Below are 25,549 nucleotides of genomic sequence, written 5' to 3' on the forward strand. Positions count from 1 at the left end.
ACTTTTGACTTTTGACTTTATAGTTATTCAGTTACGCCCAGTCTCGCAAGGTATTTGTCAATAGACATACCTCTTTCGCTACGAGGGTATTTTGTTTGGATTGTTTTGTACAACTCAATAGCTTCTTTGGTTTTGCCAATTGTTTCAGAAAGCAAACCTGCACGGAAAAGATATTCCGGAGAGTTATAGTCATCTTTCTCAAACAAGGTACCTGCTTTTTTATACTGGTCGATTGCTTCTTCTTTTTTACCCGAATCTGCATATGCATCACCCAATAGAGCCAGGGCTCTTGCTTCGAATTGTTTAGAACTTGTAGAGAATGCTTTCAGGTACTTAATTGCATTAGCATAATCACCCAATTTCAAATAGCAGTCACCTGCATAGAAATTAGCAATGTTACCAGCTTTTGTGCCGCTGAACTTAGAAGCTACTTTTACAAAACCCGGATTAACATTGTCACCATTAAGAGCAAGGCTCAATGAATCCTGGCGGTAATAGCTTTCCGCTCTGAAAATTGCATCGCTGGCTTTTTTCTCATTTGGTTCTTTTACAAGATACTTATAGCCGAAGTAACCACCTACAACGATGATTAAAGCAGCAAAAGCCATTACAATCGCTTTGTTATTTTTACTCCAGAAACCGGTCATGCGATCAACCACTTCATTTCTTTCTTCGGTTTGCTGAACCTGATTAACGTCTGCCATTTTAGTTCTAATTACGGTTTATTTTAGTTTTTAGATATGCTTAAGATTAGTCAACAATGAATGGATAATTCTGATCAACATATACATCCTTCAACACTTCATCGTCTGATGGTAATGGGGATTCCTCTGCAAAGGTAACAGCTTCTGTAACCTGATCAGCAACGCGTTTGTTGATCGCGTCGATCTCTTCCTGGGTTGCAAATTTGTTGTCGAGGATTGTTTTCAGCACCATTTCAATTGGATCCTTTTGTTTGTACTCTTCCACTTCTTCTTTGGTGCGGTATTTCTGAGGATCAGAAATAGAGTGACCTTTGTAGCGGTAGGTCTTGATTTCCAACAAAGTAGGTCCACCGCCTTCACGAGCTCTTTTCACGGCTCTTGCCATGCCTTCGTGAACTGCTTCTGCGCTCATCCCGTCGATGCTGTCGGCAGGCATTTCAAACGCATCAGCCATTTTATAGATATCCACCACGTTAGAGGTTCTTTCTACAGAAGTTCCCATTGCGTAGTGATTGTTCTCACAAATGAAAATTACCGGCAATTTCCAGGTCATTGCCATGTTGAACACTTCGTTCACCATACCTTGTCTTGCAGCACCATCGCCGAAGAAGGTCAGGCAAACGTGATCTGTTCCTTTATATTTTTCAGCAAAAGCGATACCGGCGCCAGTTCCAATTTGCGCACCTACGATACCGTGACCACCGAAGAAATTAACATCTTTACCAAAAAAGTGCATACTGCCACCTTTTCCTTTCGCACAGCCCGTGGCTTTACCATACAACTCGGCCATACAACTTTTCGCACTTACACCCTTGGCAATTGCCAAACCGTGATCGCGATATCCAGTAATGAACGCATCTTCTGGTTTTGTAGCGGTCATACAACCTGCTGCAATCGCTTCCTGCCCAATGTAAGCATGAAAGAAACCACGAATTTTGCCTTCCATTTTATATTTCTCTTCTGCCATTAACTCGAACTCGCGTATAAGCTTCATGAGTTCGTACCAATACAAATAAGTTTCTTTGGAAAATTTTGTTGCCACAGTATTCAAATTTGACGGGCAAAGATAAGGGAATAACAATTTGAAAATTTGAAAATTTGAAAATAATGGAATGTGCTCATTTGAAGATTTGAAAATTTGAAAATGAAGGGGTTATCATTCCTGACAGATGACACAATTTCCTCATATATCTAATTGTTTACATTTTCCGAATGCAGGCCGCACCTCCCATTTTCAAATTTTCAAATTCCCACATTTTCAAATTAATTTGCACTCTTCATGCTTCAAATCCAGGAAATAACAATCGTTCAGTTTAAGAATTATTTGGCGCAATCTTTCAGCTTCACCGAAAAGGTCACGGGAATTTGTGGGAAAAATGGCATCGGGAAAACGAATTTGCTGGATGCGGTGTATTATTTGTGCTTTACCAGGAGTTATTTCACCAAAAGTGATGCGCAAAACGTGCAGCAGGGATTAAACGGTTTTCGACTGGAGGGAAATTTTACCCTGAACGGTGAATCGCACAAGCTCACCAGCATTTTACGGGAAACAGGAAAAAAGGAGTTTTCGGACAATGACAAATTGTATGGAAAACTATCTGAACATATCGGCAAATTCCCTGCGGTCATGATCGCTCCGGACGATGTGCAGATCATAACCGGCGGCAGCGAGGAGCGCCGGCATTTTATCGATGCTTTATTTTGCCAGGTCGACCATCAATACCTGCTTCAACTCATTCAATACAATAAAATACTGCTCCAAAGAAACAGCGTTCTGAAACAATTTGCAGATCAAAGAAGAGTGGATGAACATTTACTCGAAGTGCTCGACCACCAGCTGATCGCAGCGGGTAATTATGTATTTGAGCAACGAAAACTGCGACTGCAAAAGTTTATTGAATTGGTAAAGCAATTTTACCAGCAGATCTCGGGCGAAACTTACGCTGTAGACATAATGTACGACAGCCAGCTGACGGCCAACTCATTTATCAATTGCCTGCATTTGTCAAGAGAAAGAGATCTATATCTGCAACGCACAAACGTAGGTATACACAAGGACGATATTGAGTTGAAACTATTTGAAAAACCGTTCAAACAAATTGCTTCGCAGGGGCAACGAAAAAGTTTGCTTTTTGCTTTGAAACTTGCGGAGTTTGAAACCTTGCAACAGGAAAAGGGATTCGCTCCTATCCTGCTACTGGACGATGTTTTCGAGAAACTGGATGAAAACCGTATCAACAATTTACTGCAATGGGTTTGTTCGCATAATGACGGACAGGTTTTACTTACCGATACACACTGCGATCGTTTGTCTAACGCATTTTCTGCATTGAACATTCCGCAACAACTGATAAAACTATAGCGCTTCATTTCTAAAAACAAAAAAGACATTTAATCAAGTAAATGTCTTTCGAATTGCTTTCGGCAGAGTACGGATTAACGCATTGCTGTCTTGCATAGATTGGATTAAAAACGGGCCTAACGAACGATGGTTTTTCTGGAAATGTTGGATATAATTATTGATCTGTTGTTTTCAAATAGTGTACGGACTCTTTTTAGTTTTTCTGATAGAATGGATAAAAACGGGCCTTACTTACGATGGTTTTTCCGGACATATTGGATATAATTATTTGTTCTATTGTTTTCAAATAGTGTACGGATTGCTTTTGTTTTTCTGATAGAATGGATATAAAAACGGGCTTTACGACGAAATTGTGTTTTGCTAGAGACAAGGCATTGCCTTGTCTGTACGGAGGGTGAAATAAAAGTATTCCGGCGGTTTTCGAAAGAGTACGGATTAAGTATGCTTTCTCATGTTATTACGTAGGGAACGCTCACGCGCCGGAACACCAATTATTTTATATATAATGAAAGGGTTAAAGAAGGAACTCGATTGATATTGGATTTAGTTTTTTTCTTTCATTATTGGATTAACACATATAAGAGGGCAGTTGAAAAAAAAAAGTTGCAACACCCCATAGCCGATACAGGTTTTCGTTCAACTGTAGAAGATTTAATAAAGTATTAGTTGCTTAAAATCAATTATTTAAGCAAAAGCAAATTTCCTCGCTGTTAATAATTTAAAGCCAATTACCTTAAATCCCTGTGTCCTCCTTCTAATTCCTAACTCCTAATTCCTAATTCCTAATTGATTCCTACCTTTACCGCAACTTATCGTTATGGGAGAATATTCAATAGGCGACGCACTGAAACAGTTCCTGAAAAACAGCAGGTTAAATGGCTATATGCAAGCTATCCAGATAGAACAGGTTTGGGAACAAATTATGGGCAAGACCATTGCTAAATACACGGAAGACATTAAAATTCATGGGAATAAACTTTATATAACCACTACCGTTGCTCCCCTTAGAAACGAATTGCTGTTTCAAAAAGAAAACATTATCAAGCAGGTAAACGAGGCGCTGGGCGAAAAAGTGATTAAAGAGGTGGTGATTAAGTAATTGAGAGTGGAGAATGGAGAGTTGAGAGTTCTTAAAGGCAAACTGTTCAACGATCATTTTGAGAGACACCGATATTAATTCTTAATTATTAATTATTAATTACACCATCGTATCTTGCAAAAAAATAAGCCCTCTGTAGAAACAGAAGGCTTTAACGATTGCTTGCCATATGAAAAAAAGTTCTGGTAATTTTTGTGCTGGTTACAGCTTTATCAAATGATTTTCAATACTCTACGACCTGCTTACCCTTTTTCGTTTCATTTGATATATCAAAAATACTTTACGAATTATAAGATTCATAACCACTTTGATAAGGATTTAATCATGGCAAAAAGGTTATATCTTTATTTAAATTCCTGATGATTAAGCTCTTCAGGCTTTTTTTTAGATTATGTCCAACAAATATTCAGATATATTATTCCAGCTGATCCATTCCCTTGAAAAAGCGGAAAAAAGGCATTTTAAATTGTACATCAAGCGAAGTTCTGCTAAAGAGGACCTGAAAATTGTGCAATTATTTGATGCTATGGACAAGCTTAGTGAATATGATGAAAAATTATTATTAAAGAAATTACCAGGCATTCAAAAGCCTCAACTTTCCAACTTAAAAACGCATTTATACAAAGAAATCCTTGCGAGTCTCAGGTTGCTTAAAAGTGCTGATAGCATCGACCTTCAGTTGAACGAGCAATTTGACTACGCACATATTCTATATAAAAAGGGCTTGTTTCTTCAAAGCCTTCGCCTCCTGGCCCGAACGAAGGAAATGGCGAAGAGCAACGAAAAGTTCTTTTTTCTTCCCCAGATCATCGCATTGGAAAAACGCATCGAGACGCTTCACATTACGCACACGATGCAGAGCCGAGCGGAGCAACTTGCCAAGGAAGCAAATGAATCGAGCAGAAGGATTGATATGGTTGCGAGGCTTTCCAATCTTGCCATGCAGCTTTACAGCTTTTACATAAAAAATGGACATTCCCGCAATGAAAGGGATGAGATGGGCGTAAAGACATTTTTTAAAGAAAACCTTCCTCGGGATGCTTATAAGGAAACAGGTTTTTATGAACTGCTTTACCTGTATCAAAGCTATTGCTGGTATGCATTTATCCGCCAGGACTTTTTGATGTACTATCGTTACACGCAGAAATGGGTTGACCTCTTTACTGATCAGCCTTCAATGATACGTGTGGAAACGGGCAACTACATTAAGGGCTTACACAATTTGCTCAATGCACATTTCGACCTGCGCAACTACGAGAAATTTGAAATTGATCTTAAACGTTTTGAAGAGTTTGCACAAACGGACCGCGTGAAGGACCACGACAACTTTAAGGTACAATCGTTCGTTTACATTTATAGTGCAAAGATCAACCAGCACGTCATTACAGGTGCATTCAAAGAAGGGCTTGCATTGGTTCCATTCATTGAAGAAAAACTTGCTGAATATGCGCTGTTCCTCGATCAGCACCGCGTATTGGTGATCAATTATAAGATGGCAATGCTTTTCTTTGGTAGTGAGGATTACAGTACTTGTATTGACTACTTATTGCGCATTATTAATGACAATCTTGACATGCGAAGCGATCTGCAAAGCTACGCACGTCTTTTGCATTTGATGGCACACTACGAGTTGGGCAATTTTGATTTAGTGGAATATCTCACCAAATCAGTTTACCGATATATGTCAAAGCGTGAAAACCTTACTGTGGTTGAACAAGAGATGTTTAAGTTTTTACGTAACTCATTCCACGTATCCCGCAGGGAGTTGAGAGCGGAGCTGGAAAAATTCCTGCAAAAAACAAAGCAACTTGAAAAGAACCGCTTTGAAACTCGCGCCTTTGCTTATCTCGACATCATTTCATGGGTAGAAAGCAAAGTGTACAACAAAACAATGAGTGAGATCATCAAGCAAAAATACCTTGACCATAAGGTGAGGAGGTACTCTGAGGAGGAACGCGCTTGAGGCTAATTTGAAAATTTGAGGATTTGAAAATTTGAAAATTCTTTTAGTGCAGTATTCGGTATTGACTATTGGCAGCACTAAAACCGAGAACCATGAAATGAGAAATGGTCAACTTAAAGCATTTTCAAATTTTCAAATTAGCACATTTTCAAATTTTCACCCTCGGGTCAATCACACCGTAAAGGATATCTGCGAGCAGATTTACAAGAATAAATAAGGAGGCGCAAACAAGCACAGAGCCCATTACGACGGGAAAATCGAGTTTCTCGAGTGCATCGACGGTAAGCTTGCCTATACCCTTCCATCCGAAAATATATTCAACGAAAAAGGCGCCGGCCAGGAGCTCTGCGAACCAGCCTGTAATTGCCGTTATTACGGGATTCAATGCATTTCGCAAGGCATGTTTCCATACTATCACATTTTTGCTTAACCCTTTTGCGTATGCAGTTCGAATATAATCCTGGTTGAGTACATCCAGCATCGAGCTTCTTGTAAGCTGCGCAATGATTGCCAGCGGACGTATGCCAAGTGTTATCGCAGGCAACCAAAGGTTTTTCAGCGTTAAATATTTTTCACCAGTTACTTCATCTATGTCGAACCAACTGCCTGTCATGTGAAGGCCGGTGTATTTGCTGAATACAAAACCAAACAAATAAGCAATGATGATTCCCATAAAAAAAGAAGGCGCAGAAATTCCTACTATACTTAAAAAAATAGAAGACGTGTCCATCCACGTATCTTTCTTAACAGCAGCTGTTACTCCCAAAAAAATACCGATGACAGTCGCGATGATCATGGCGGCAACGGCCAGCAACAACGTGCCGGGCAAGACCTCCATTATCAGCTGCCAAACCTCACGTTTACTTTGATATGACCTTCGTAAATAAGGAACTTTAATGCCTATTTTGGTTTGATCTGTTCCAACAAATAAACCGTGCAATTGCTTGTTGCTAATATCTTCCGAGGAATGAACCGCAACGGGAGAAACATCGTTGAGGTACCACAGAAATTGTTTCCACTTTGGCTGGTCAAGATAAAGTTCCTTCCTGATATTTTCCTGCGTCGCAGCATCCGCACGTTGGCCCATTACTAGTCTCGACGGATCGCCGAAACCCTGGAAAAGGAAAAACACAAATACTACAACGCCAAGCATCACCAATATTCCATAAAATAATTTGCGGACAATGTATTGTAGCAAAACAGCAGATTTAAATGAAACAGTTATTCTTAGCAAAGTAAATTAGTGCAAAATGATGAACCAGAGAAATGTTCAGCGAGAATGTGAGATGTACGATGTAGGGTGCACGGTGTACGAAAGTCCTAGCAATGGCACCTGCATAAAAAAAGTTGCCCTGCGAAATCAATGTATCTCGCAAAGCAACTACTCATAACTCACAACTCATAACTTCCCTCAATTCGCTTCTTCAGCGTCTTCTCCCCGCTTCACAATATCGCCCTTCTGGAAAAGTATGCCTTTTAATATTTCGCGCCATTCTTTATTCTGTCTCAATAAAAACTCAAGGTCCATTCCAAAATGTTTAAACTCCTCTTTTTGCGCATTTTTCATGATGGCAACAGCATCTTTGTTTTTCTCCACGGATATACGCTGTTCATACCAATTTATCGCCTCTGCTTCTTCTGATAATGAAGTTATCATGCGGGCAAATGTCCTGGTTTCTTCTGATAGCTCCTCAGGAGGTTCGTGGTATTGATCAAATCCCATAGAATAATTTTTTTGGTTTAAGTATATGTGAATGCTGATGAATGGCAAATATTGTTCCACGCCTGGGAGAGCAATTAGAAATTAGGAATTAGGAATTAGACAGGTGTAGCACACCTTTAATCTATAAGCAATGCTTTGCGCTAAATCACTAACAACTAATAACTAATAACCAACAACAAAGATTCTCCTTTTTTCGATGAAGTAAAATTTAATCAAATGATTAAAAAATATTTTTAAATATGAAATTCATTTTTAATTTTGTGCAAACAACTTGCCATGGCGAAGCAAAAAAAGGATTTGTCAACAGAAGAAAAGATCAAAGAGGCCGCACGAAAAGTATTTACCAGCAAGGGATTTGCCGCAGCCAGAACAAGGGACATCGCAGAAGAAGCAGGCATGAACCTGGCATTGCTGAACTATTATTTCAGAAGCAAGGAAAAGCTTTTCGAAATAGTGATGATTGAAAACCTGCTTCACTTTATCAGTGGTATCCAAACCCTCCTCTATGATACTACAACTTCTATCGAAGAAAAGATAGACCGTCTCACCAACTATTACATTGATCAAATAATTGAGTACCCTGATCTTCCACTATTCATCTTAAATGCGTTGAAAAGCAACTCTAAATTTCTGAAGGGAAAACTAAACAAGAACATAATGCTGAAGTCGCATTTCATGCAGCAGCTTCAGGCAGAATTGAAGAAAAATAAGAAGACAATCAAGCCTTTGCATTTCGTTATCAACACTTTCAGCATGATCATCTTTCCGTTTGTTGCCAAACCACTTTTGATGGAAGTAGCCTTAAGCAAGGATGCAGAGTTTATTGAGCTGATGAATGAAAGAAGGAAACTGATACCCATTTGGATAAAAACAATACTGAGGTCATAGTTATATAACAATCAGTTAGGAAAATGAATATACCATTTCAAAAATTCGAGCAGGATGTATAAATCAATCACCACTTCTTTACTAGTTGCTTTACATTGTCTCGCCGTCATGGGCCAGTCAAAGCAGCTTACACTTGAAGAATGCTACGAGCGGGCAAAGCAAAACTATCCGCTTATAAAACAGCGCGACCTGATTTCTAAAACAAGGGATTACTCGGTTGACAATGCCGCAAAAGGCTATCTGCCGCAGATCAACATTGTAGGCCAGGCCACGTATCAGTCTGATGTTGTTGAATTTCCAAAGGCACTGCAGGGAACAATCTATCCAACCTTTAGTAAGGACCTTTATAAAGTGGGTGCAGAGCTAACGCAAACCATTTACGATGGTGGCGCCATAAAATATTCAAAGGAAACACAAGAGGCCAATGCAGCTCTCCAACAGCAAACGCTCGAAGTAAATTTATATGCGGTAAGAGAAAGGGTGAACCAATTGTTCTTTGGTATTTTGTTGATTGGCAGACAAATTGAATTAACGGAGCTGAAGAAAAATGACATACAAAGTGCACTGAACAAAACACAAGGAGCTTACAACAATGGAACCGCCTTCAAAAGCAGCGTGGATGAATTAAAGGCAGAACTGATCAATGCTGATCAGAGCAAAATTGAATTGCAAGCGAACAGAAAAGCCTATGCAAACATGCTTTCCATCCTGATCAATTTAGCCATTACGGACGACGTGCAGCTTGTAAAACCGGGCGATCAAACATTGTCTTCAAACATTAACAGACCGGAACTACAGCAATACGATTACCAAAAGAAACTATTCGACATCCAGGAAAGACAAGCTGAAATTGCACATCTTCCAAAAGTCAGTGCCTTTGCACAAGGCTATTACGGAAGGCCCACATACAATTTCATTAGCAACGATTTCGGCTGGTACGGTATGGTTGGCGTGCGATTCAACTGGCCGATAACAGGATTTTATACCAATAAAAATGACAAGCAGTTGATCAACATCAACCGTTCCAATGTTGATGTACAAAGGGAAACATTCTTGTTCAACACACAACTTTCTCTGTCTCAACAAAGCGAGGACGTATCAAAATACAAGCAGCTTTTGCAGCAGGACCAGGAAGTGATCGATCTGCGAGGCGCGATCAAAACCGCTGCCAATGCCCAGTTAGACAATGGCGTAATCACAACCCATGACTTCATCGTAAAGGTTAACGATGAGAGCCAGGCAAAATTAAATGCAGCACTACATGAGATCCAGATGCTGCAGGCGGAATATAATCATAAGAACACCGCGGGAAATTGAAAATTGAAAATGAACAGAACCACCGAATAATAACTCTTCAAAGAATATTTCATGAAACATAAAATCACTTTTGCTTTACTGATCGCTACCCTTTTTGCGGCGTGCAATGCTGACAAAAAAGATTATGATGCATCGGGAAATTTTGAGGCTGACGAAGTCATTGTATCTGCGCAACAAAATGGAGAGCTGCTTTCCTTTACAGTCACCGAGGGAGATACATTGCAGAAGGATGTGGTCGTTGGAAAGATAGATGTTGCCGGCGTGGAATTTCAGCGGGAACAAGTGCAAGCCACTATTCAATCATTAAAAGAAAAAACAACGGATCCGCGTCCACAACTGGAACTGACTAAAAAGCAATTGGCTGTTCAGCAATCCCAACTGGAACAACAACAACGGGAAAAAGCAAGGACAGAAAACCTGGTAAAGGCCGATGCCGCGACCCGAAAACAACTCGATGATATCAATGCACTGATTGATCAATTGCAAAAACAGATCAACGCTACCAAACAACAGATCGTTGTGCAGGAGACAAATATTGCTACACAAAACAGGAGTATTATGAGTGAAAAATCTCCTTTGCAAAAATCGGTCGATACGTATAATGATCAGATCCGGAAAGGAAATATCATCAATCCACTAACCGGCGTGGTGCTGACCAGGTATGCACTGCAAGGTGAAATGGCAACTGTGGGCAAAGCGCTGTACAAAATTGCCAACATCGACACTATTTACCTGAGAGCCTATATTTCAGGAACACAACTGTCACAAATCAGGCAGGGGCAAAAAGTTTCAGTGCGCATTGACGATGGCAAAAAAAACTACAAAACCTACCAGGGTAATATTAGCTGGATATCCGATAAGTCTGAGTTTACACCCAAGACAATTCAAACGAAGGATGAAAGAGCGAATCTTGTTTACGCAATGAAAGTGAGGGTGAAAAATGATGGTTTTTTAAAGATAGGAATGTACGGTGAAGTGATATTATAATTTGAAAGTTTGACGATTTGAAAATTTGAAAATGGAGAGTGTATGAGTGCCATAAAAATTGAGCATATAACGAAGACATACGACAAAGGTAGTGTTACTGCACTGAATGATATTTCGCTGGAAGTGGCGAAGGGCGAACTGTTTGGGCTGATTGGACCGGACGGCGCGGGGAAGTCATCGTTGTTTCGCATACTCACAACACTACTGATCGCAGACAAAGGAACGGCAACAGTTGACGGCTTTGACGTTGTGAAAGATTATAAACAAATAAGAGGTTGTGTTGGTTATATGCCCGGCAAATTTTCGCTTTACCAGGATCTGACTGTTGAAGAGAACCTTACCTTTTTTGCGTCGCTTTTCGGCACTACCATTTCTGAAAATTATGATCTTATAAAAGACATCTACGTTCAAATAGAACCATTCAAAAAAAGGCGTGCTGGGAAATTATCCGGAGGTATGAAACAAAAGCTGGCCCTGTGCTGCGCACTTATTCACAAACCCACGGTTTTGTTCCTGGACGAACCAACAACCGGCGTCGATGCTGTTTCCCGCAAAGAGTTCTGGGAGATGTTGAAACGATTGAAGGAGCAACAGATCACAATTATGGTTTCTACGCCTTATATGGACGAAGCAAATTTATGCGAGCGCATTGCGCTCATTCAAAACGGCGAATTGCTTTCTGTTGATACGCCTGAAAAAATAGTTGCCTCCTACCCTCAGCAACTTTATGCCGTGAAAGCGGACAATATGCACAAAATATTGAATGATGTGCGGGATTATGAAAACTTGCAAAGCGTGTACGCATTTGGCGAATACTTGCACACTACTTTCAAAACTGATGAAGCGCAGAGCGAGCCAAAACTAATTGCGTACCTGCAACAAAAGAACAATTCAGGTATTGAGATCAGAAAGATCGAGCCGACAATCGAAGATAGTTTTATCCGGTTGATGACAGAGGCTTCGACGAGCTGAGCCCGTCAAAGGCTCTCGCTGACAAAACAACATTGATTAACAAACATAGAGTCATGGAAGAAAAAGCCATCATATGCAAGGACCTAACCAAGCAGTTCGGCGATTTTGTTGCTGTCAACAAGATTTCATTTGAAGTGAATACAGGTGAAATATTTGGCTTTCTGGGCGCAAACGGTGCCGGCAAAACCACTGCCATGCGCATGCTTTGCGGACTTTCCTTTCCAAGTTCGGGAGAGGCTACCGTAGCGGGCTTCAATGTGTACAAGCAACAGGAAAAGATCAAACGGCATATCGGCTACATGAGTCAGAAATTTTCGCTGTATGAAAATCTTTCGATTCTGGAAAACATTGAATTCTTTGGCGGCATCTATGGTTTATCAGACAAACAACTGAAGGAGAAGGGCGAAGAATTGGTCAATACTTTAGGACTGCAAAAAGAAGCGAAGAAAATGGTGGGCGAATTGCCTTTGGGCTGGAAACAAAAACTGGCGTTCTCCGTTGCGATCATTCACAAACCCAAAATTGTATTTCTGGATGAACCAACAGGTGGCGTTGACCCGATCACCCGCAGACAGTTTTGGGATTTGATTTACAAAGCAGCAGATGATGGCATCACGGTGTTTGTAACGACACACTATATGGACGAAGCGGAATATTGCAACAGAATCTCAATCATGGTAGACGGTAGAATTGATGCGCTGGACTCTCCAACCAATTTGAAGAAACAATTCTCGGCCGAAACAATGAATGAAGTGTTCTATGAATTGGCCCGTGGTGCAAAGCGGTCAGATAATTGAAAATTGAAAGTTGAAAATTGAAAATGTTTGTTTCCCTTTAGTAGACCTCAACAATACGAACTTAATAAATTTCCTGATTTAAATTATTTAATGAACGTATTAAAGATGAATGAAAACATAATTGCGCAGAAATCGATAGGATTTGCAATAAGAATTGTCAACTTATACAAATTCCTTTGTGCTGAACATAAAGAGTATGTACTATCCAAACAAATATTAAGAAGTGGAACAGCTGTTGGAGCCATGATAAAAGAAGCGGAGCACGCGCAATCTAAGCTCGATTTTTTACACAAAATGAGTATCGGCCTGAAAGAAGCAAACGAAACTAATTACTGGCTATTACTTTTAAAAGAAGGTGGTTATTTACAAGCAAACGAATATGAATCTATCAAAAAGAATTGCGAAGAGATCTTGAGATTATTAGCAAGTATTGTTAAAACAACAAAAACAAGTGTGAAAATGAAAACCTAATAGCGTTTAGCAAAAAAACATTTTCAATTTTCAACTTTCAATTTTCAATTAATGAAGCAATTTTTAGTATTCGTAAGAAAGGAGTTTTACCACGTGTTTCGTGACAAGCGAACACTGTTGATTCTTTTTGGTTTGCCGATAATGCAAATCTTACTTTTTGGTTTTGCCCTTACCAGCGAAATCAAGAACGCAAAGATTGTGGTAGTCGATTATTCGAAGGATGCATCGACACAAAAGATCATTACGAAGATCGCTGCCAGCAGCTATTTTACCATTGAGCGAAATATTTTGTCGTACGACGATATGGACAAGGCATTTAAGCAAGGCAAAATAAAATGCGCGATCATATTTCCTTCTTCGTTTAATGATGACTTAAAACATACGAACAACGCCAGTATACAAATCATAGCTGATGCAAGTGACCCGAACACTGCAAGAACGCTGACAAACTATTTGATCGCTATCATCAGCAATTATCAAACGGAGATCAATACAAACGTTCAAATTCCTTATCAAATACAACCAGAGCTGAGAATGCTTTATAATCCTGAGTTAAACGGCTCTATGAATTTTATTCCCGGCGTTATAGCATTGGTGTTGATGATCATTTGCACTACCCTGACTTCTGTTTCTATTGTAAAAGAAAAAGAACTGGGCACAATGGAAATCCTGCTGGTTTCGCCGTTCAAACCACTCTATGTTATCCTTTCAAAAGTGATCCCTTTTCTTGCCTTGTCATTCATTGATCTTATAGTTATCCTGCTGTTGAGTAATTATGTGCTGGGTGTGCCAATAAGGGGAAATATTTTTCTATTGTTGATGGAAAGCACATTGTTTATTATCACTTGTCTTTCGCTGGGTTTGCTGATTTCCACCGTTACGAATTCTCAACAGACAGCCATGCTCATTTCCATGATGGGTATGATGTTACCTACCATACTTTTCACAGGCTTTCTTTTTCCACTGGAAAATATGCCGGTACCGTTGCAAGTAATCTCCCACGTGGTTCCATCTCGTTGGTATTATTATATTGTGAAGGCTGTGATGCTGAAAGGACTTGGATTGCAGGCGGTGTGGAAACAAACGCTCATCCTTTTGGGCATGTGCGTTTTCCTGTTAACCGTTAGTTTTAGAAACTTTAAAATTCGACTCGCATGAGAACATTAAAATTTTTATTGCGTAAAGAATTTAAACAGATATTTCGCGACAAAGGCTTGTTGCCACTGATCTTCATCATGCCAATGATACAGCTGCTGATAATGCCGCTGGCCGCAAATTTCGATGTCAAAAATGTGAACGTTGCAATCGTAGATCACGATCACTCAACTTACACGCAACAACTGGTTAATAAGATCGGCGCGTCCGGATATTTTCGCATAGCGAGTTACAGCGATTCGTATAAGGAAGCCCTGCATCTTGTGGAGCATGAAAGGGCAGACATCATTCTTGAGATACCGCAAAACTTTGAACGCAATCTTATTCGTGAAAACAATCAAAAAGTCTTCCTTGCCGCAGATGCCATCAACGGTGTCAAAGGCTCCATTGGCAGCGCCTACCTCACCAATGTACTCTCAGATTTCAACAGCGACGTCCGATTAAAATGGGTGCAGCCGCAACGGCTCAGCGCTGTCAGTACCATAGGCATAGATTATTCCAACTGGTTTAATCCTTTGATGGACTATCACAAGTTTATGGTACCGGCTATCCTGGCGTTGTTGGTTACTATGGTTGGTGGATTCGTTGCTGCATTAAATATTGTTCGTGAAAAAGAGATCGGAACCATAGAACAGATCAACGTTACGCCTATTAAAAAATGGGAATTTATTTTAGGTAAAATGATTCCCTTCTGGCTCATTGGCATCTTTGATTTTACGTTGGGGCTATTGATTGCAAGGTTTGTTTATGGCATCATACCTGTGGGCAGCATTGCAACACTGTATTTGTTTGTAAGCGTTTATATGATCGCATTGCTTGGTTTCGGACTGCTCGTATCAACTTACAGCAGTAATCAATTACAGGCAATGTTTGTTGCATTTTTCTTTATGATGATCTTTATTTTAATGAGCGGATTATTTAGTCCGGTGGAAAATATGCCGCAGTGGGCAAAAGCGATTTCCAACCTTACACCTGTCACTCACTTTGTTGAAGTGATGCGCATGATCGTTTTAAAAGGCAGCACATTTGCCGATATCAAAAAACAATTTTTCATCGAGATCATTTTTGCCGTAGTGCTGAATAGCTGGGCGATCTGGAATTACCGAAAGACGAGCTGAGAGAGCACGCAGATGACGCAGATTTGGCTGATCTGCACTGATTTTTTTGATTGAAGGGCCGGTCAATGTTTATTAGTGGTCGAACTATTCAACCAAAATCCGCGTAAATCAGTCCAATCGGCGTCATCTGTGTGCCCCTTCAAATTGTAGAATTTTCTACCCTACTATTTCCGTGTGCTCTTTGAATACTCGAATCCGGGCAGGTATATAATTTGATTGTTTCCCCTATTGGGTTGAACTCAAACATTTTATTTCATCCTCTACCTCCAAATTATGAACATCTGCCTGTCAATCGTAGTCCCCACTTATCAGCACCCAGCCGCATTGCTGCAATGCCTTAAAGCATTACTTTCTCAAAGTTTCGATAAACACAAATACGAGATCATTGTTGTTTCCGACGGTCCCGACATGGCAACTCATCAGATTGTGTTTGATCTCATCAAATCAATCCCGGAAACCACCATTATCACATTTTGTTATATGCCTTATAAAAAAGGAAGAGATGCAGCAAGAAATTTAGGATGGCAAATGGCAAAAGGGCAACTAGTGGCTTTTATTGACGACGACCACATTGCCACGGCAGACTGGGCAGAAAGCTTTTGGACGGAATATAAGAAACACCAACATGAAAGTATCGTGTTCATTGGCAACGTGAACACGAGCAGGATTTCTCTTCTTGACACATCAAAGAATGAACAGCAGCCACTATCAGCTGCAAACTGTGCAAGCGCTAAAACAACGCTGAATAAAATAAAAGGTTTCGACGAAGATTTTGCAAGAAGTTGGGGCGATCAAAATGCGCTGCATTTTAAAATGCTCACCACCAATGTTCCTTTTATACACGTTGATGGTGCGTCCAGTTTCAATGCAGTGAGAGATGTTAACTGGGGTATCAGCATCCTGCAATCGAAGCAACATATTTACAAGTCAAAATTATTCAGCAACAGCAGCAGCAGCGAGAGCATACCGTGGGCAAATTACTTTATCATGACAATCCTTTTCGTATTTACGTTTGTGGGCTGGGCCTGGGACCTTAATCCTTTTGCATTGATTGCTTTAGCCACATGGTTCCTGATGGTTATTTTGCTTACCATCAAGCGAATGGAAAACATCATTCCGTCTTTTACGAATATTGTCGAAATGATGGCCACCTCTATGTTTCTGCCATTTCTTTCTATCTATTGGTCATTGCGCGGCACATATAAAGCCAGAATATTGCATTCTTCCAAAAACAAGAAGAAGTACGAATCCTATTTCAATAGCAGCGATGGTATTCCCGCGTCTGCCTAGTGTTAAGTCAAAAGTAAAAAGCTCTTATGGCTGTCAGTCTTATATAGTTCTTACCAGATTAAGCGACATTATTTACCTAACTTACCACTGATTTTCCATTTACAATCCGGCCCGTGAAATCTTAATCACATCTATCCTGTAACTGTGAGACTGAAAAACCATTGTGATTAAAATTTTCGTTCATGATTTTAGACAAGGGCAACATTCGCAAAATTGCCATTTTCCGCGCTTTACCTCTTGGAGATCTGTTATCAGCCGTGCCTGCTTTCAGAGCTTTACGAACAGCATTTCCTGATGCTGAAATAGCTTTGATCAGCAAACCTTCTGCGGCTGCTTTTGTCTCTCGTTTTTCGAAATACATCAATCGTTTCATTGAATTTCCCGGTTACGAAGTATTAAAAGAACCGAAAACAGATGCACATACTTTTTTGCATTTTGTGCAAATGATGCGTCACGAAAAGTTTGATCTGGTTTTGCAAATGCACAATGACGGCACCGGCATTAACGAAATGATTTTGTTGTTTGGCGCTGCTCATGTTGCTGGTTTTTATCCAAAGGAACATCCCTCCAATGCTGATCTCTTCATTGCATATGATGAAAGCATAACAACCACTGACCGTTTGCTGCAATTGCTCAATCACCTGGGTATTGACACGAACAATAACAAGCTCGAATTTCCACTTACCGAAAAAGATTACAAAGAGTTTGAGCACTTACTTCTTCCTCTTTATTCCGGAAAATTTATTTGCATTCACGCTGGGGCACGGGGTGTTTGGCGCCAGTGGCCACCACGCTATTTTGCCCTGATAGCAAATTATTTCGTCGAACAGGGATACACATTGTTGATCACCGGTTCCAAAGAGGACGTGGATATTAACAATGAAGTGATTAAATACATTCGCTATCCCGTTATTGATCTTACAGGCAAAACCACTCTTGGCGCATGGGGCGTACTGGTTAAAAATGCACTGATGGTGGTGAGCAGTTGCACAGCCATGGCGCAAATGGCGATTGCTTGCGAAACACCGAGCGTAGTCGTTAATGTCGATGGCTCCTGCGATGAGCTGGTGAAACTGAACAAAAAAAAACATGTATTCTTTGACTGGCAAAAACATCCCCAGGTAGATAAAGTTTTCATGCAGGTTGTACTCATGCTCAACAAACTAAAAAGCAAAAAGTCTAGTTCGCACGAGCAGGATAAGTTAGTGCCGATAAAGTTTCAGGAATAATAACTGAATAACTGATTAACGGAATAACTGAAGGCTTATATTTAGTCAAACTCTTTGACTTTAAACATTCAGTTATTCAATTATTCAGTTATTCAGTCATTCAGTTATTCAGTCATTTGCCACGGGCAAATAAATATCAAAAGTGGCACCTGCATTCTCCGCGCCGTGCGCTGCAATGCACCCACGATGATTTTCCACTATTTTTTTGCAGATCGCAAGGCCAATGCCTGTTCCGCTGAATCGTTGTTTATCGTTATTCAAACGCTGAAATATAGTAAAGATCTGGTCCGCATACGATTGATCAAATCCAATTCCGTTATCTTTAAATGACAGGTGCAAGTAGCTTTGATCTTTTGCCAGATCACATTTGCCATTGACAATATTTTTCCCTTCTTCAACGGCACATTTTATTTCAATCACGGGTCTCTCTCGGTTGCTAAACTTTAATCCATTGCTGATAAGATTATAAAACAATTGGTTCATCTGCAATGGAATGGCTTTGATTATGGGCAGGGATGTGAATTTAATCTCCGCATTCTTTTGTTTGATCAACACTTCAAAATCGCTGATAACATCCTGCAGGATTTTGTTTAAGTCCGTCTGCACAAACTCTTCATTTATTTTAGATAGTTTAGAAAAGTTAAGAAGGTCCTTTATCAAAATCGACATTCTTTCTGCAGAAGCGTTTATCTTTTCGAGATAGCGTTTTACATCAAATGCAGGTTGTTCAATATTCCTGTTAATGAGGTCCGCAAAGGTTTGTATTTTTCTAAGCGGCTCTTGCAGGTCGTGGCTCGAAACAAAGGCAAACTGTTCCAGCTCTTTGTTGGTTCTTCTGAGTTCTGTGTTTATCTGTTCAAGTTTTTCAGAAGCCTTCTGTAATTCCTTTGTTCTTTCGTTTACTTTATTTTCCAGTGCGTCATTTACTTCTTTGTGCATGTTGGCAATTTTCAATTGCGAACGTACCCTGGCTAATAATTCTTTGGAAGAAAAAGGTTTTACGAGATAGTCATCTGCACCAATATTATAGCCTTCTATTCTTGCTTCCTCCCCTGCTCTTGCAGAAATAAAAATAACCGGGATGGTATCAGTTGAAGGACTGCCCTTAACAGCATGCAGCAATTCAATACCATCCATCACTGGCATCATGATGTCGCTTAGAATAAGATCCGGCCTCTGATGATAAATTTTGCCCAATGCATCTTTTCCGTTTTCTGCTGTCACTACTTCATACTCTTTGTTGAGCAAACGACCCACATAATCACGCATATCACTATTGTCATCCACTACAAGAACACGATATTTTTTCCCATTTATTTTTTCCGTCGCTACAGCGTCTTTCCCTTGTTTATCTCCCGTGAGGCTTATGGCTTCATTTACATAAATGTTGGAAAGAGAGGCGGTAAAAACTTCATCGTTTCTTTCCTGGATCTGATCTGCCGGCAAGTGATCTTTTCCCGCTGCAATGCACACACTGAAGACAGATCCAACGCCTTCTTTACTTTCTACGTCAATAGTACCGTTGTGCAACTCTACCAACTCTTTTACAAGCGAAAGTCCAATGCCCGTTCCTTCATAAGTGCGGCCACCGGCGTTCTTCACACGGTAGAACCTGTTAAACAATTGCGGCAATTCTTTTTCAGGAATGCCAATACCGGTATCGCTGACACTCAGCAGCACATTACCATTTTTCTCTTCCAGCTGTATTTCAATTTTGCCCGACAGCGTATACTTGAAAGCGTTAGATAAAAGATTCAGCACAATTTTCTCCCACATTTCCCTGTCCACATACACGTTGCTGCTCAGGTCCCTTACGCTCACTTTATATTCAAGTCCCACATTTTCTATAACACTTCTGAATGCACTGGAAATGTCTGTAGTGAGTTGAGATAAATTTACGGGCGAAAAACGTGCCTGAACCCTGTCTGCTTCAATGCGGCTGAAATCAAGCAAAGTATTCACCAGTCGCAATAACCGCATGGCATTGCGATGCGTAGATTCTATATTGGCAATATGATCATCATGCAGATCTGCGGCATTTCCAAGCATGCTCTCCAAAGGACCGAGCATCAAAGTAAGTGGTGTACGAAATTCATGACTGATATTGCTGAAAAAAAGTGTTTTCGCCTTGTCAATTTCCGCAAGCGCCTCCGCACGTTTACGCTCCTGGTCATACGCGTATAATGTGCTTATGCAAGTCGCCACCTGGTCTGCAACCAGTCTGAAGAAATCAAGATATTTTTCATCAGGCTGGCGAAAAGGATTTAAACCAATTACCATTAAGGCAAAGGGAAATGAATGACCGGATTGCATCAGAGGAATTACGAGACAATTACTGGGCGCTTTTGTCCATGCACTTCCGGTAACCTGCCCGATAACTTCTTGCGCATTCTTAAATACATTCAATTTGCCTTCGTCAATCACCTGCCGAAAAAGGGAAGCAATACCTTGTTGTGAATGAATATCTATTTCATCCGGTAAAAGGGGCTTCAAACGGTTCTCTGTTGCATCTTGCAACTTTGCGATCTTTTCATCTTTAATTTCATAAATAGCAGCGAAGGGAAAATCGTGCGGATTCTGTTTTAAAATATGTATGGTCTTCTGATAAGCTTCTTCATTGCTTGCACAATCAAGAATGTATTTGCCCAGATCTTTCAAAGTTCTCAATTGGCGTTCACCGATTATACGGTCTGTATCGTCTGTATTTGCGCAAATAATTCCCGCCGGTCGTCCATCTTCACCCGGCACGGGGCTATATGAAAAAGTGTAGTAGGTTTCCTCGGGATAGCCGTTGCGCTCCATGATGAGCAACAAAGCTTCATCGTAGGTGCCGGTATTTTCCTGCAGGCATATTTGCGCTCTCGGTCCAGCTTCGTCCCAAATGTCCGACCACACCTCAGAAGCTGGTTTGCCCAGCGCCCACGGATGCTTTCCGCCCACAATCGCCTTGTAGGGATCGTTATAAAGATTGATCAGCTCTTTTCCCCACCACACAAACATGGGCTGACGCGATGTCAAAATGATACGCACACAGGTCTTTAAACTTTGGGGCCATTCTTCCACACTTCCGAGCGCTGTATTTCCCCAATCCATCGACTTCATCAGCTCACCCGTTTCGCCACCACCTTCAAAAAGCAGTAACGAAGCAGATTCTAGTTTGGCTCCGGTCATCAGGTTATCTTTTTTAGATGGATACTTTAAATAATTCGGCCAACGTATCTACGAGAGCCGACAAGCTGGTAGGCTTTACAATATATTTTGAGGCGCCCATCTCTTTTGTCTCCGCGTGCGACCTTTCGTCATCGGCAGTAGAGTAGATAATGATGGGAACATTATTCAGGCGGGGCATTTTCCTTATTTCGACAAGGCATTTTCTCCCATCCATTTTTGGCATGTTCAGATCAATGAAGATATATTCTGGTAAGAAAGAGGGATCGTTTTCCAGCAGTTTAAGCGCGTCGAAACCACTGCTTGCATAAACGCATTGCATGGCTCTGTTTGTTTCCCTGACAGCCAATTCAAAAATCTCCTGGTCATCCAGGTCGTCGTCGATAAGCAGAATTGTCGGAGCTTGGTTCATAACATTGAAACGGTTGCGAATAACTGCGAGGTTTAGCGTTTACTCCCTAAAAATAATATTTAATGTGAAATGAGTAAAGAGAGGGGGAGATTTTAGTAACTGAATAACTAATTAACTGAATAACTGAATGTTTAAAGTCGAAGAGCTTGACTAAACATAAGCCTTCAGTTATTCAGTTAATCAGTTATTCTTATGCATCAAAACCATTCGGCTGGCCGCCTTCCTTTAGCTTGTCCACTTTTTTCAAAACTTCTTTTTCGAGGTTTTGTTTATAGGTAGCCACTTTGTTTCCGAGGTTTTCGTCAAATGCACCGAGAATTGTTGCCGCAAGTATACCCGCGTTCTTTGCAGCATTCAATGCGACCGTTGCCACAGGAATACCGTTTGGCATTTGCAGAATAGATAAAACTGAATCCCAACCGTCAATCGAATTGGAAGACTTAATAGGAACACCAATCACCGGCAAAGAGGTAATCGAAGCAACCATGCCTGGCAAATGCGCTGCACCACCGGCACCAGCTATAATCACTTTTAAACCTCTTTCTTTTGCTTTCTGTGCATATTCCACCATACGCAACGGTGTGCGATGTGCTGATACCACAGTAAGCTCATACGAAATGCCAAATTCTTTTAAAACATCAGCAGCAGCCTGCATTATGCTCAGGTCACTATCACTGCCCATAATTATTCCAACATGCATAGATTCTTGTAGATTTTGAGAGCAAGGTAATTTGAAAATTTGAAAATGTGCTAATTTGAAAATTCTTTCCCTGCTGCATTTCCGACTTTCTCCTGAATGCGCTTAATGCTACACACAATGAATTTTCAAATTTTCAAATCAGCACATTTTCAAATTGTCATCAGATCCCTGATGACCACACTGGCACACGTGCAACCAAAAATCGCTGGCATGTAAGAAATCGTTCCGATGATGGATTTTTTGGGCAACGCTTTTTCCGTTACTATCACACGATCTTCGTCGATATCTTCCGGCGAGAAAACAGCTTTTACGTTGGAAATATCCACCTTGTTTAGGTGCTTTCTAACATAGCGGGCAAGTTTACAACTATATGTTTCTGACAAAAAACTCGTCTCAACCTGCGAAGGATCTACTTTCCCGCCTGCACCCAAAGAGCTTACCATTGGTATTCTCAGTTCGATGCAAATCTTAATAAAATTAACCTTCGCCGAAAGCGTATCAATACAATCCACCGCATAATCAAATTGCCCATTCTTCACAATCTCGCGAGTTCTTTCACCTTCAATAAATTCGGGAATAACGGTTAATTCTATTGCAGGATTGATATCACGGATGCGTTCGGCCATCACTTCCGCTTTTAATCTTTTCTCGGTAGAATGAAGGGCCGGTATTTGGCGATTGGCATTGCTGAGGTCCACCACATCCGCATCCACAATCGTCATTTTTCCAATGCCGGCACGAGCGATCATTTCCGCGCAAATTCCTCCCACTCCACCCAGGCCTACCACCAATACATTTTTCGATTGTAATCTTTCTACTTTTTCATCTCCCAACAACAGCTGGGTTCTACTCATCCAGTAAGGGATCATAATTGGTTGCGTTAGGATGCAAATATAGTTGAGAGTTGAGAATGGAGAGTTGAGAGTTAAGTGCGATTTGAAATTCAATACAATATCTAAACATCGTTTTGTATCTTAGGCAGTTATCCTTTTTCAACTCTCAACTCTCAACTCTCAACTCTCAACTCTCAACTCTCCATTCTCAACCAAACTTTCACTAACTTGCCCCCGATGATTTCGCAGGAAACGATACAGCAGATATTAAGCAGAATTGATATTATTGATATAGTTGGTTCATTCGTAAAATTGAAAAAGCGAGGTTCCAACTATATTGGCCTATGCCCATTTCACAATGAAAAATCCCCTTCCTTTTCGGTAAGTCCCTCAAAGGAAATTTATAAGTGTTTCGGATGCGGTAAAAGCGGCAACGGTATCGGCTTCATCATGGAGCACGAAAAGTACACCTATGTGGAGGCGCTTCGCTGGCTGGCCAACCGCTACAATGTGGAAGTAGAGGAAACCGAAACCAGCCCGGAGTATAAGGCACACCTTCAGGTGGCCGACAGCCTGCACGTGATCAACGCATTTGCGCAGAAATATTTCGCAGATATTTTGATGAACAACGAGGAAGGTCAGGACATAGGCCTGAGCTACCTGAAACAACGCGGTTTCCGTGAAGAGGTCATTCAAAAATTTCAACTGGGTTACTGCCTCGAAAGAGGAAATGCTTTCGCAAAAACGGCCATCGCCAATCAATACAACCCAGAGTATTTGCAGAAATCCGGTTTGGTCGTACTCCGCAACGACGAACTATTAGACAACTATCGCGGTCGTATCATTTTTCCTGTTCATAACAACACAGGGAAGATCATTGGTTTTGGTGCCCGCATCATTAAGAAAAATGATAAGGCACCTAAATACATCAATACACCGGAAAACGAGCTGTACCTAAAAAGTAAAATTCTTTACGGCACTTATTTCGCACGCCAGGCCATTGACAAGCAGGATGAGTGCTTGCTGGTGGAAGGCTATACAGACGTTATTTCCCTGCACCAGGCCGGCATTGAAAACGTAGTGGCTAGCGGTGGTACCTCACTTACGCAGGACCAATTACGCCTTGTAAAAAAATACACGAACAACTTAACCATTATTTACGATGGTGATGCCGCTGGCGTGAAGGCTGCATTGCGCGGACTTGACATGGCGCTCGAAGAGGGCCTGAACGTAAAGCTGGTACTGATTCCAGACAAAGAAGATCCAGATAGCTACGTAAATAAAGTTGGTACCACTGCCTTCCGTGAATTTATTGCAGCCAATAAAAAAGACTTCATTCTTTTTCAGCTGGAAATTGCTTTGAAAGACGCATCAGGTGACACTACCAAGAAAGCCGCGGTTGTAAACCAGGTTGCGGAAAGTATTTCCAAAATCAACAAGGCCGAAGATTTTACAAAACAGCAGGACTATATTCGCCAGTGTTCAGAAATCCTTAGGATTGAAGAACATGGTTTCACAACGCTGGTAAATAAATTCATCCGGGAAAGAGTAAGCAAGCAGGAAACAAAACAACAACAACAGGGCCCTGCTCAAAATTCTGGTCCCGCACCTGATGGTGATTTTCCTTTCTTTCCGGAACCCATGTACGATGAAGATGGGTTTGAAATTCAGGGTCCGCCGCAACAGTTCCAACAGCAGGATGACACCATCAATCTTATTTTAAAAGATGAGTTGCAGGAACGTTCCGTGGTACGGGCATTGCTGGAATTCGGTTTGAAAGAATGGGAAGGAAAGAAACGCGTAGCCGATTATTTTTTTGAAGAAATGGTAGACGATGATCTGTTTGACAACAAACAATTATTGCACATCATTCAAACATACAAAGCCTGGTACGATGCAGGTTTGGAACCAACATCCAAAAATTTTCTTTACCACGAAGATCCGTCGGTTAGCTCCATAGTTGTTTCCATCATGGACTTCCCCTACGAGCTTAGTCCGAAATGGAAAGAGGAATATGACATGCCGGTAGCCTCACGGGAAGATGTATACGTACAGGAAGTAATTTCCACACTTAACTATTTAAAGCTTCGAAAAATAAAGCGCCTTATCGAGCAAAACCAAAAGGACCTCGAACAGCCCCACACCAGCGACGAGCAAATGATGCTCCTACAGACCCACATGCACCTGAAACAATTGGAGAAAGATATTTTGAAGAAGGTAGGAACGGTGATATTGAAGTAATGGAGAATTGAAAGTGGAGAGTGGAGAGTTATAGGTACTCAAGCTCAATACATTTTTTTTGAACTTAGCTAATAGCCCTGATTAAACTTTGCTTGCGACGCTCCGTTCGGCAGTTGTAAT

At 40.9% G+C, this 25,549-nt stretch carries 22 protein-coding genes; 14 read left to right on the top strand and 8 right to left on the bottom strand.

Going from position 1 to position 25,549, the window contains the following annotated elements:
• Positions 1-23: 23 nt before the first annotated feature.
• On the bottom strand, positions 24-704 hold the full coding sequence (locus KTO63_RS02930; protein ID WP_232372999.1) for a tetratricopeptide repeat protein: 681 nt from the start codon (positions 702-704) through the stop codon (positions 24-26).
• A gap of 46 nt (positions 705-750) precedes the next feature.
• Positions 751-1,746 (bottom strand): pyruvate dehydrogenase (acetyl-transferring) E1 component subunit alpha, encoded by a 996-nt coding sequence (gene pdhA, locus KTO63_RS02935; protein WP_217789624.1) that lies wholly within the window; start codon positions 1,744-1,746, stop codon positions 751-753.
• 237 nt (positions 1,747-1,983) lie between these two features.
• Here pdhA and recF point away from each other — a divergent pair, with 237 nt between their 5' ends.
• The 3 genes from recF (at position 1,984) to KTO63_RS02950 (ending at position 6,128) form a co-directional block, all read left to right on the top strand.
• A complete protein-coding gene (recF, locus tag KTO63_RS02940; RefSeq protein WP_217789625.1) occupies positions 1,984-3,066 on the top strand; it encodes a DNA replication/repair protein RecF in 1,083 nt (360 codons plus the stop codon).
• An 817-nt stretch (positions 3,067-3,883) separates the two neighbouring features.
• Positions 3,884-4,165, top strand: coding sequence for a DUF721 domain-containing protein (locus KTO63_RS02945; protein WP_217789626.1), 282 nt, complete (start codon positions 3,884-3,886; stop codon positions 4,163-4,165).
• A gap of 391 nt (positions 4,166-4,556) precedes the next feature.
• Positions 4,557-6,128, top strand: a complete 1,572-nt coding sequence (locus KTO63_RS02950; protein WP_217789627.1) for a hypothetical protein — start codon at positions 4,557-4,559, stop codon at positions 6,126-6,128.
• A gap of 148 nt (positions 6,129-6,276) precedes the next feature.
• On the opposite strand, the gene KTO63_RS02955 is transcribed toward KTO63_RS02950, so the two are convergent.
• Together KTO63_RS02955 and KTO63_RS02960 are read right to left on the bottom strand one after the other, a co-directional pair.
• On the bottom strand, positions 6,277-7,326 hold the full coding sequence (locus KTO63_RS02955) for an ABC transporter permease (protein WP_217789628.1): 1,050 nt from the start codon (positions 7,324-7,326) through the stop codon (positions 6,277-6,279).
• Positions 7,327-7,539: 213 nt separating this feature from the next.
• Entirely contained in the window at positions 7,540-7,851 is a 312-nt protein-coding gene (locus KTO63_RS02960) for a ferritin family protein (protein ID WP_217789629.1), read from the bottom strand.
• A 276-nt stretch (positions 7,852-8,127) separates the two neighbouring features.
• Between KTO63_RS02960 and KTO63_RS02965 the strand changes: the two genes are divergently transcribed.
• From KTO63_RS02965 to KTO63_RS03010, 10 genes are all read left to right on the top strand, one after another.
• Positions 8,128-8,739: a TetR/AcrR family transcriptional regulator gene (locus KTO63_RS02965; protein WP_217789630.1), complete on the top strand. Its 612-nt coding sequence runs from the start codon at positions 8,128-8,130 to the stop codon at positions 8,737-8,739.
• Positions 8,740-8,793: 54 nt separating this feature from the next.
• Positions 8,794-10,056 (top strand): TolC family protein, encoded by a 1,263-nt coding sequence (locus KTO63_RS02970; RefSeq protein WP_232373000.1) that lies wholly within the window; start codon positions 8,794-8,796, stop codon positions 10,054-10,056.
• Positions 10,057-10,107: 51 nt separating this feature from the next.
• A complete protein-coding gene (locus KTO63_RS02975) occupies positions 10,108-11,043 on the top strand; it encodes an HlyD family secretion protein (protein ID WP_217789631.1) in 936 nt (311 codons plus the stop codon).
• A gap of 42 nt (positions 11,044-11,085) precedes the next feature.
• Complete coding sequence (locus KTO63_RS02980) at positions 11,086-12,015, top strand: ABC transporter ATP-binding protein (RefSeq protein WP_217789632.1); 930 nt, start codon at positions 11,086-11,088, stop codon at positions 12,013-12,015.
• Between the two features lie 53 nt (positions 12,016-12,068).
• Positions 12,069-12,812, top strand: coding sequence for an ABC transporter ATP-binding protein (locus tag KTO63_RS02985; protein ID WP_217789633.1), 744 nt, complete (start codon positions 12,069-12,071; stop codon positions 12,810-12,812).
• A gap of 90 nt (positions 12,813-12,902) precedes the next feature.
• Positions 12,903-13,283 (top strand): four helix bundle protein, encoded by a 381-nt coding sequence (locus tag KTO63_RS02990; protein WP_232373001.1) that lies wholly within the window; start codon positions 12,903-12,905, stop codon positions 13,281-13,283.
• A 51-nt stretch (positions 13,284-13,334) separates the two neighbouring features.
• The gene (locus KTO63_RS02995; protein WP_217789634.1) at positions 13,335-14,441 is read left to right on the top strand and encodes an ABC transporter permease; all 1,107 of its coding nucleotides are present in this window, start codon (positions 13,335-13,337) and stop codon (positions 14,439-14,441) included.
• Complete coding sequence (locus KTO63_RS03000; protein WP_217789635.1) at positions 14,438-15,556, top strand: ABC transporter permease; 1,119 nt, start codon at positions 14,438-14,440, stop codon at positions 15,554-15,556. The genes KTO63_RS02995 and KTO63_RS03000 overlap by 4 nt, the downstream gene beginning before the upstream one ends.
• A gap of 273 nt (positions 15,557-15,829) precedes the next feature.
• A complete protein-coding gene (locus KTO63_RS03005; protein WP_217789636.1) occupies positions 15,830-16,846 on the top strand; it encodes a glycosyltransferase in 1,017 nt (338 codons plus the stop codon).
• Between the two features lie 182 nt (positions 16,847-17,028).
• Entirely contained in the window at positions 17,029-18,075 is a 1,047-nt protein-coding gene (locus KTO63_RS03010; protein WP_217789637.1) for a glycosyltransferase family 9 protein, read from the top strand.
• A gap of 108 nt (positions 18,076-18,183) precedes the next feature.
• On the opposite strand, the gene KTO63_RS03015 is transcribed toward KTO63_RS03010, so the two are convergent.
• The 4 genes from KTO63_RS03015 to KTO63_RS03030 all read right to left on the bottom strand — a co-directional run bounded on the left by KTO63_RS03015 (position 18,184) and on the right by KTO63_RS03030 (position 23,224).
• Entirely contained in the window at positions 18,184-21,246 is a 3,063-nt protein-coding gene (locus tag KTO63_RS03015) for an ATP-binding protein (protein ID WP_217789638.1), read from the bottom strand.
• A gap of 13 nt (positions 21,247-21,259) precedes the next feature.
• Positions 21,260-21,655 carry a response regulator gene (locus KTO63_RS03020; RefSeq protein ID WP_217789639.1) on the bottom strand — a complete coding sequence of 132 codons (396 nt, stop codon included), beginning with the start codon at positions 21,653-21,655 and terminating at the stop codon, positions 21,260-21,262.
• Between the two features lie 190 nt (positions 21,656-21,845).
• Complete coding sequence (gene purE, locus KTO63_RS03025; RefSeq protein WP_217789640.1) at positions 21,846-22,355, bottom strand: 5-(carboxyamino)imidazole ribonucleotide mutase; 510 nt, start codon at positions 22,353-22,355, stop codon at positions 21,846-21,848.
• A 149-nt stretch (positions 22,356-22,504) separates the two neighbouring features.
• A complete protein-coding gene (locus KTO63_RS03030; protein WP_217789641.1) occupies positions 22,505-23,224 on the bottom strand; it encodes a tRNA threonylcarbamoyladenosine dehydratase in 720 nt (239 codons plus the stop codon).
• 201 nt (positions 23,225-23,425) lie between these two features.
• Between KTO63_RS03030 and dnaG the strand changes: the two genes are divergently transcribed.
• On the top strand, positions 23,426-25,429 hold the full coding sequence (dnaG, locus tag KTO63_RS03035) for a DNA primase (protein ID WP_217789642.1): 2,004 nt from the start codon (positions 23,426-23,428) through the stop codon (positions 25,427-25,429).
• The last annotated feature ends 120 nt before the right edge of the window (positions 25,430-25,549 follow it).

Origin of the sequence: Pinibacter aurantiacus (genome assembly GCF_019130065.1) — a bacterium.
In the GTDB taxonomy this organism is placed as follows: Bacteria; Bacteroidota; Bacteroidia; order Chitinophagales; family Chitinophagaceae; genus Pinibacter; species Pinibacter aurantiacus.

Excerpts from the sequence above, each read along its gene's own strand:
- KTO63_RS02930 (WP_232372999.1), bottom strand. The coding sequence starts at position 704 with ATGGCAGACGTTAATCAGGTTCAGCAAACCGAAGAAAGAAATGAAGTG.
- recF (WP_217789625.1), top strand. The coding sequence starts at position 1,984 with ATGCTTCAAATCCAGGAAATAACAATCGTTCAGTTTAAGAATTATTTG.
- KTO63_RS02945 (WP_217789626.1), top strand. The coding sequence starts at position 3,884 with ATGGGAGAATATTCAATAGGCGACGCACTGAAACAGTTCCTGAAAAAC.
- KTO63_RS02950 (WP_217789627.1), top strand. The coding sequence starts at position 4,557 with ATGTCCAACAAATATTCAGATATATTATTCCAGCTGATCCATTCCCTT.
- KTO63_RS02960 (WP_217789629.1), bottom strand. The coding sequence starts at position 7,851 with ATGGGATTTGATCAATACCACGAACCTCCTGAGGAGCTATCAGAAGAA.
- KTO63_RS02965 (WP_217789630.1), top strand. The coding sequence starts at position 8,128 with ATGGCGAAGCAAAAAAAGGATTTGTCAACAGAAGAAAAGATCAAAGAG.
- KTO63_RS02970 (WP_232373000.1), top strand. The coding sequence starts at position 8,794 with ATGTATAAATCAATCACCACTTCTTTACTAGTTGCTTTACATTGTCTC.
- KTO63_RS02975 (WP_217789631.1), top strand. The coding sequence starts at position 10,108 with ATGAAACATAAAATCACTTTTGCTTTACTGATCGCTACCCTTTTTGCG.
- KTO63_RS02980 (WP_217789632.1), top strand. The coding sequence starts at position 11,086 with ATGAGTGCCATAAAAATTGAGCATATAACGAAGACATACGACAAAGGT.
- KTO63_RS02985 (WP_217789633.1), top strand. The coding sequence starts at position 12,069 with ATGGAAGAAAAAGCCATCATATGCAAGGACCTAACCAAGCAGTTCGGC.
- KTO63_RS02990 (WP_232373001.1), top strand. The coding sequence starts at position 12,903 with ATGAACGTATTAAAGATGAATGAAAACATAATTGCGCAGAAATCGATA.
- KTO63_RS02995 (WP_217789634.1), top strand. The coding sequence starts at position 13,335 with ATGAAGCAATTTTTAGTATTCGTAAGAAAGGAGTTTTACCACGTGTTT.
- KTO63_RS03000 (WP_217789635.1), top strand. The coding sequence starts at position 14,438 with ATGAGAACATTAAAATTTTTATTGCGTAAAGAATTTAAACAGATATTT.
- KTO63_RS03005 (WP_217789636.1), top strand. The coding sequence starts at position 15,830 with ATGAACATCTGCCTGTCAATCGTAGTCCCCACTTATCAGCACCCAGCC.
- KTO63_RS03010 (WP_217789637.1), top strand. The coding sequence starts at position 17,029 with ATGATTTTAGACAAGGGCAACATTCGCAAAATTGCCATTTTCCGCGCT.
- KTO63_RS03015 (WP_217789638.1), bottom strand. The coding sequence starts at position 21,246 with ATGACCGGAGCCAAACTAGAATCTGCTTCGTTACTGCTTTTTGAAGGT.
- KTO63_RS03020 (WP_217789639.1), bottom strand. The coding sequence starts at position 21,655 with ATGAACCAAGCTCCGACAATTCTGCTTATCGACGACGACCTGGATGAC.
- purE (WP_217789640.1), bottom strand. The coding sequence starts at position 22,355 with ATGCATGTTGGAATAATTATGGGCAGTGATAGTGACCTGAGCATAATG.
- KTO63_RS03030 (WP_217789641.1), bottom strand. The coding sequence starts at position 23,224 with ATGATCCCTTACTGGATGAGTAGAACCCAGCTGTTGTTGGGAGATGAA.
- dnaG (WP_217789642.1), top strand. The coding sequence starts at position 23,426 with ATGATTTCGCAGGAAACGATACAGCAGATATTAAGCAGAATTGATATT.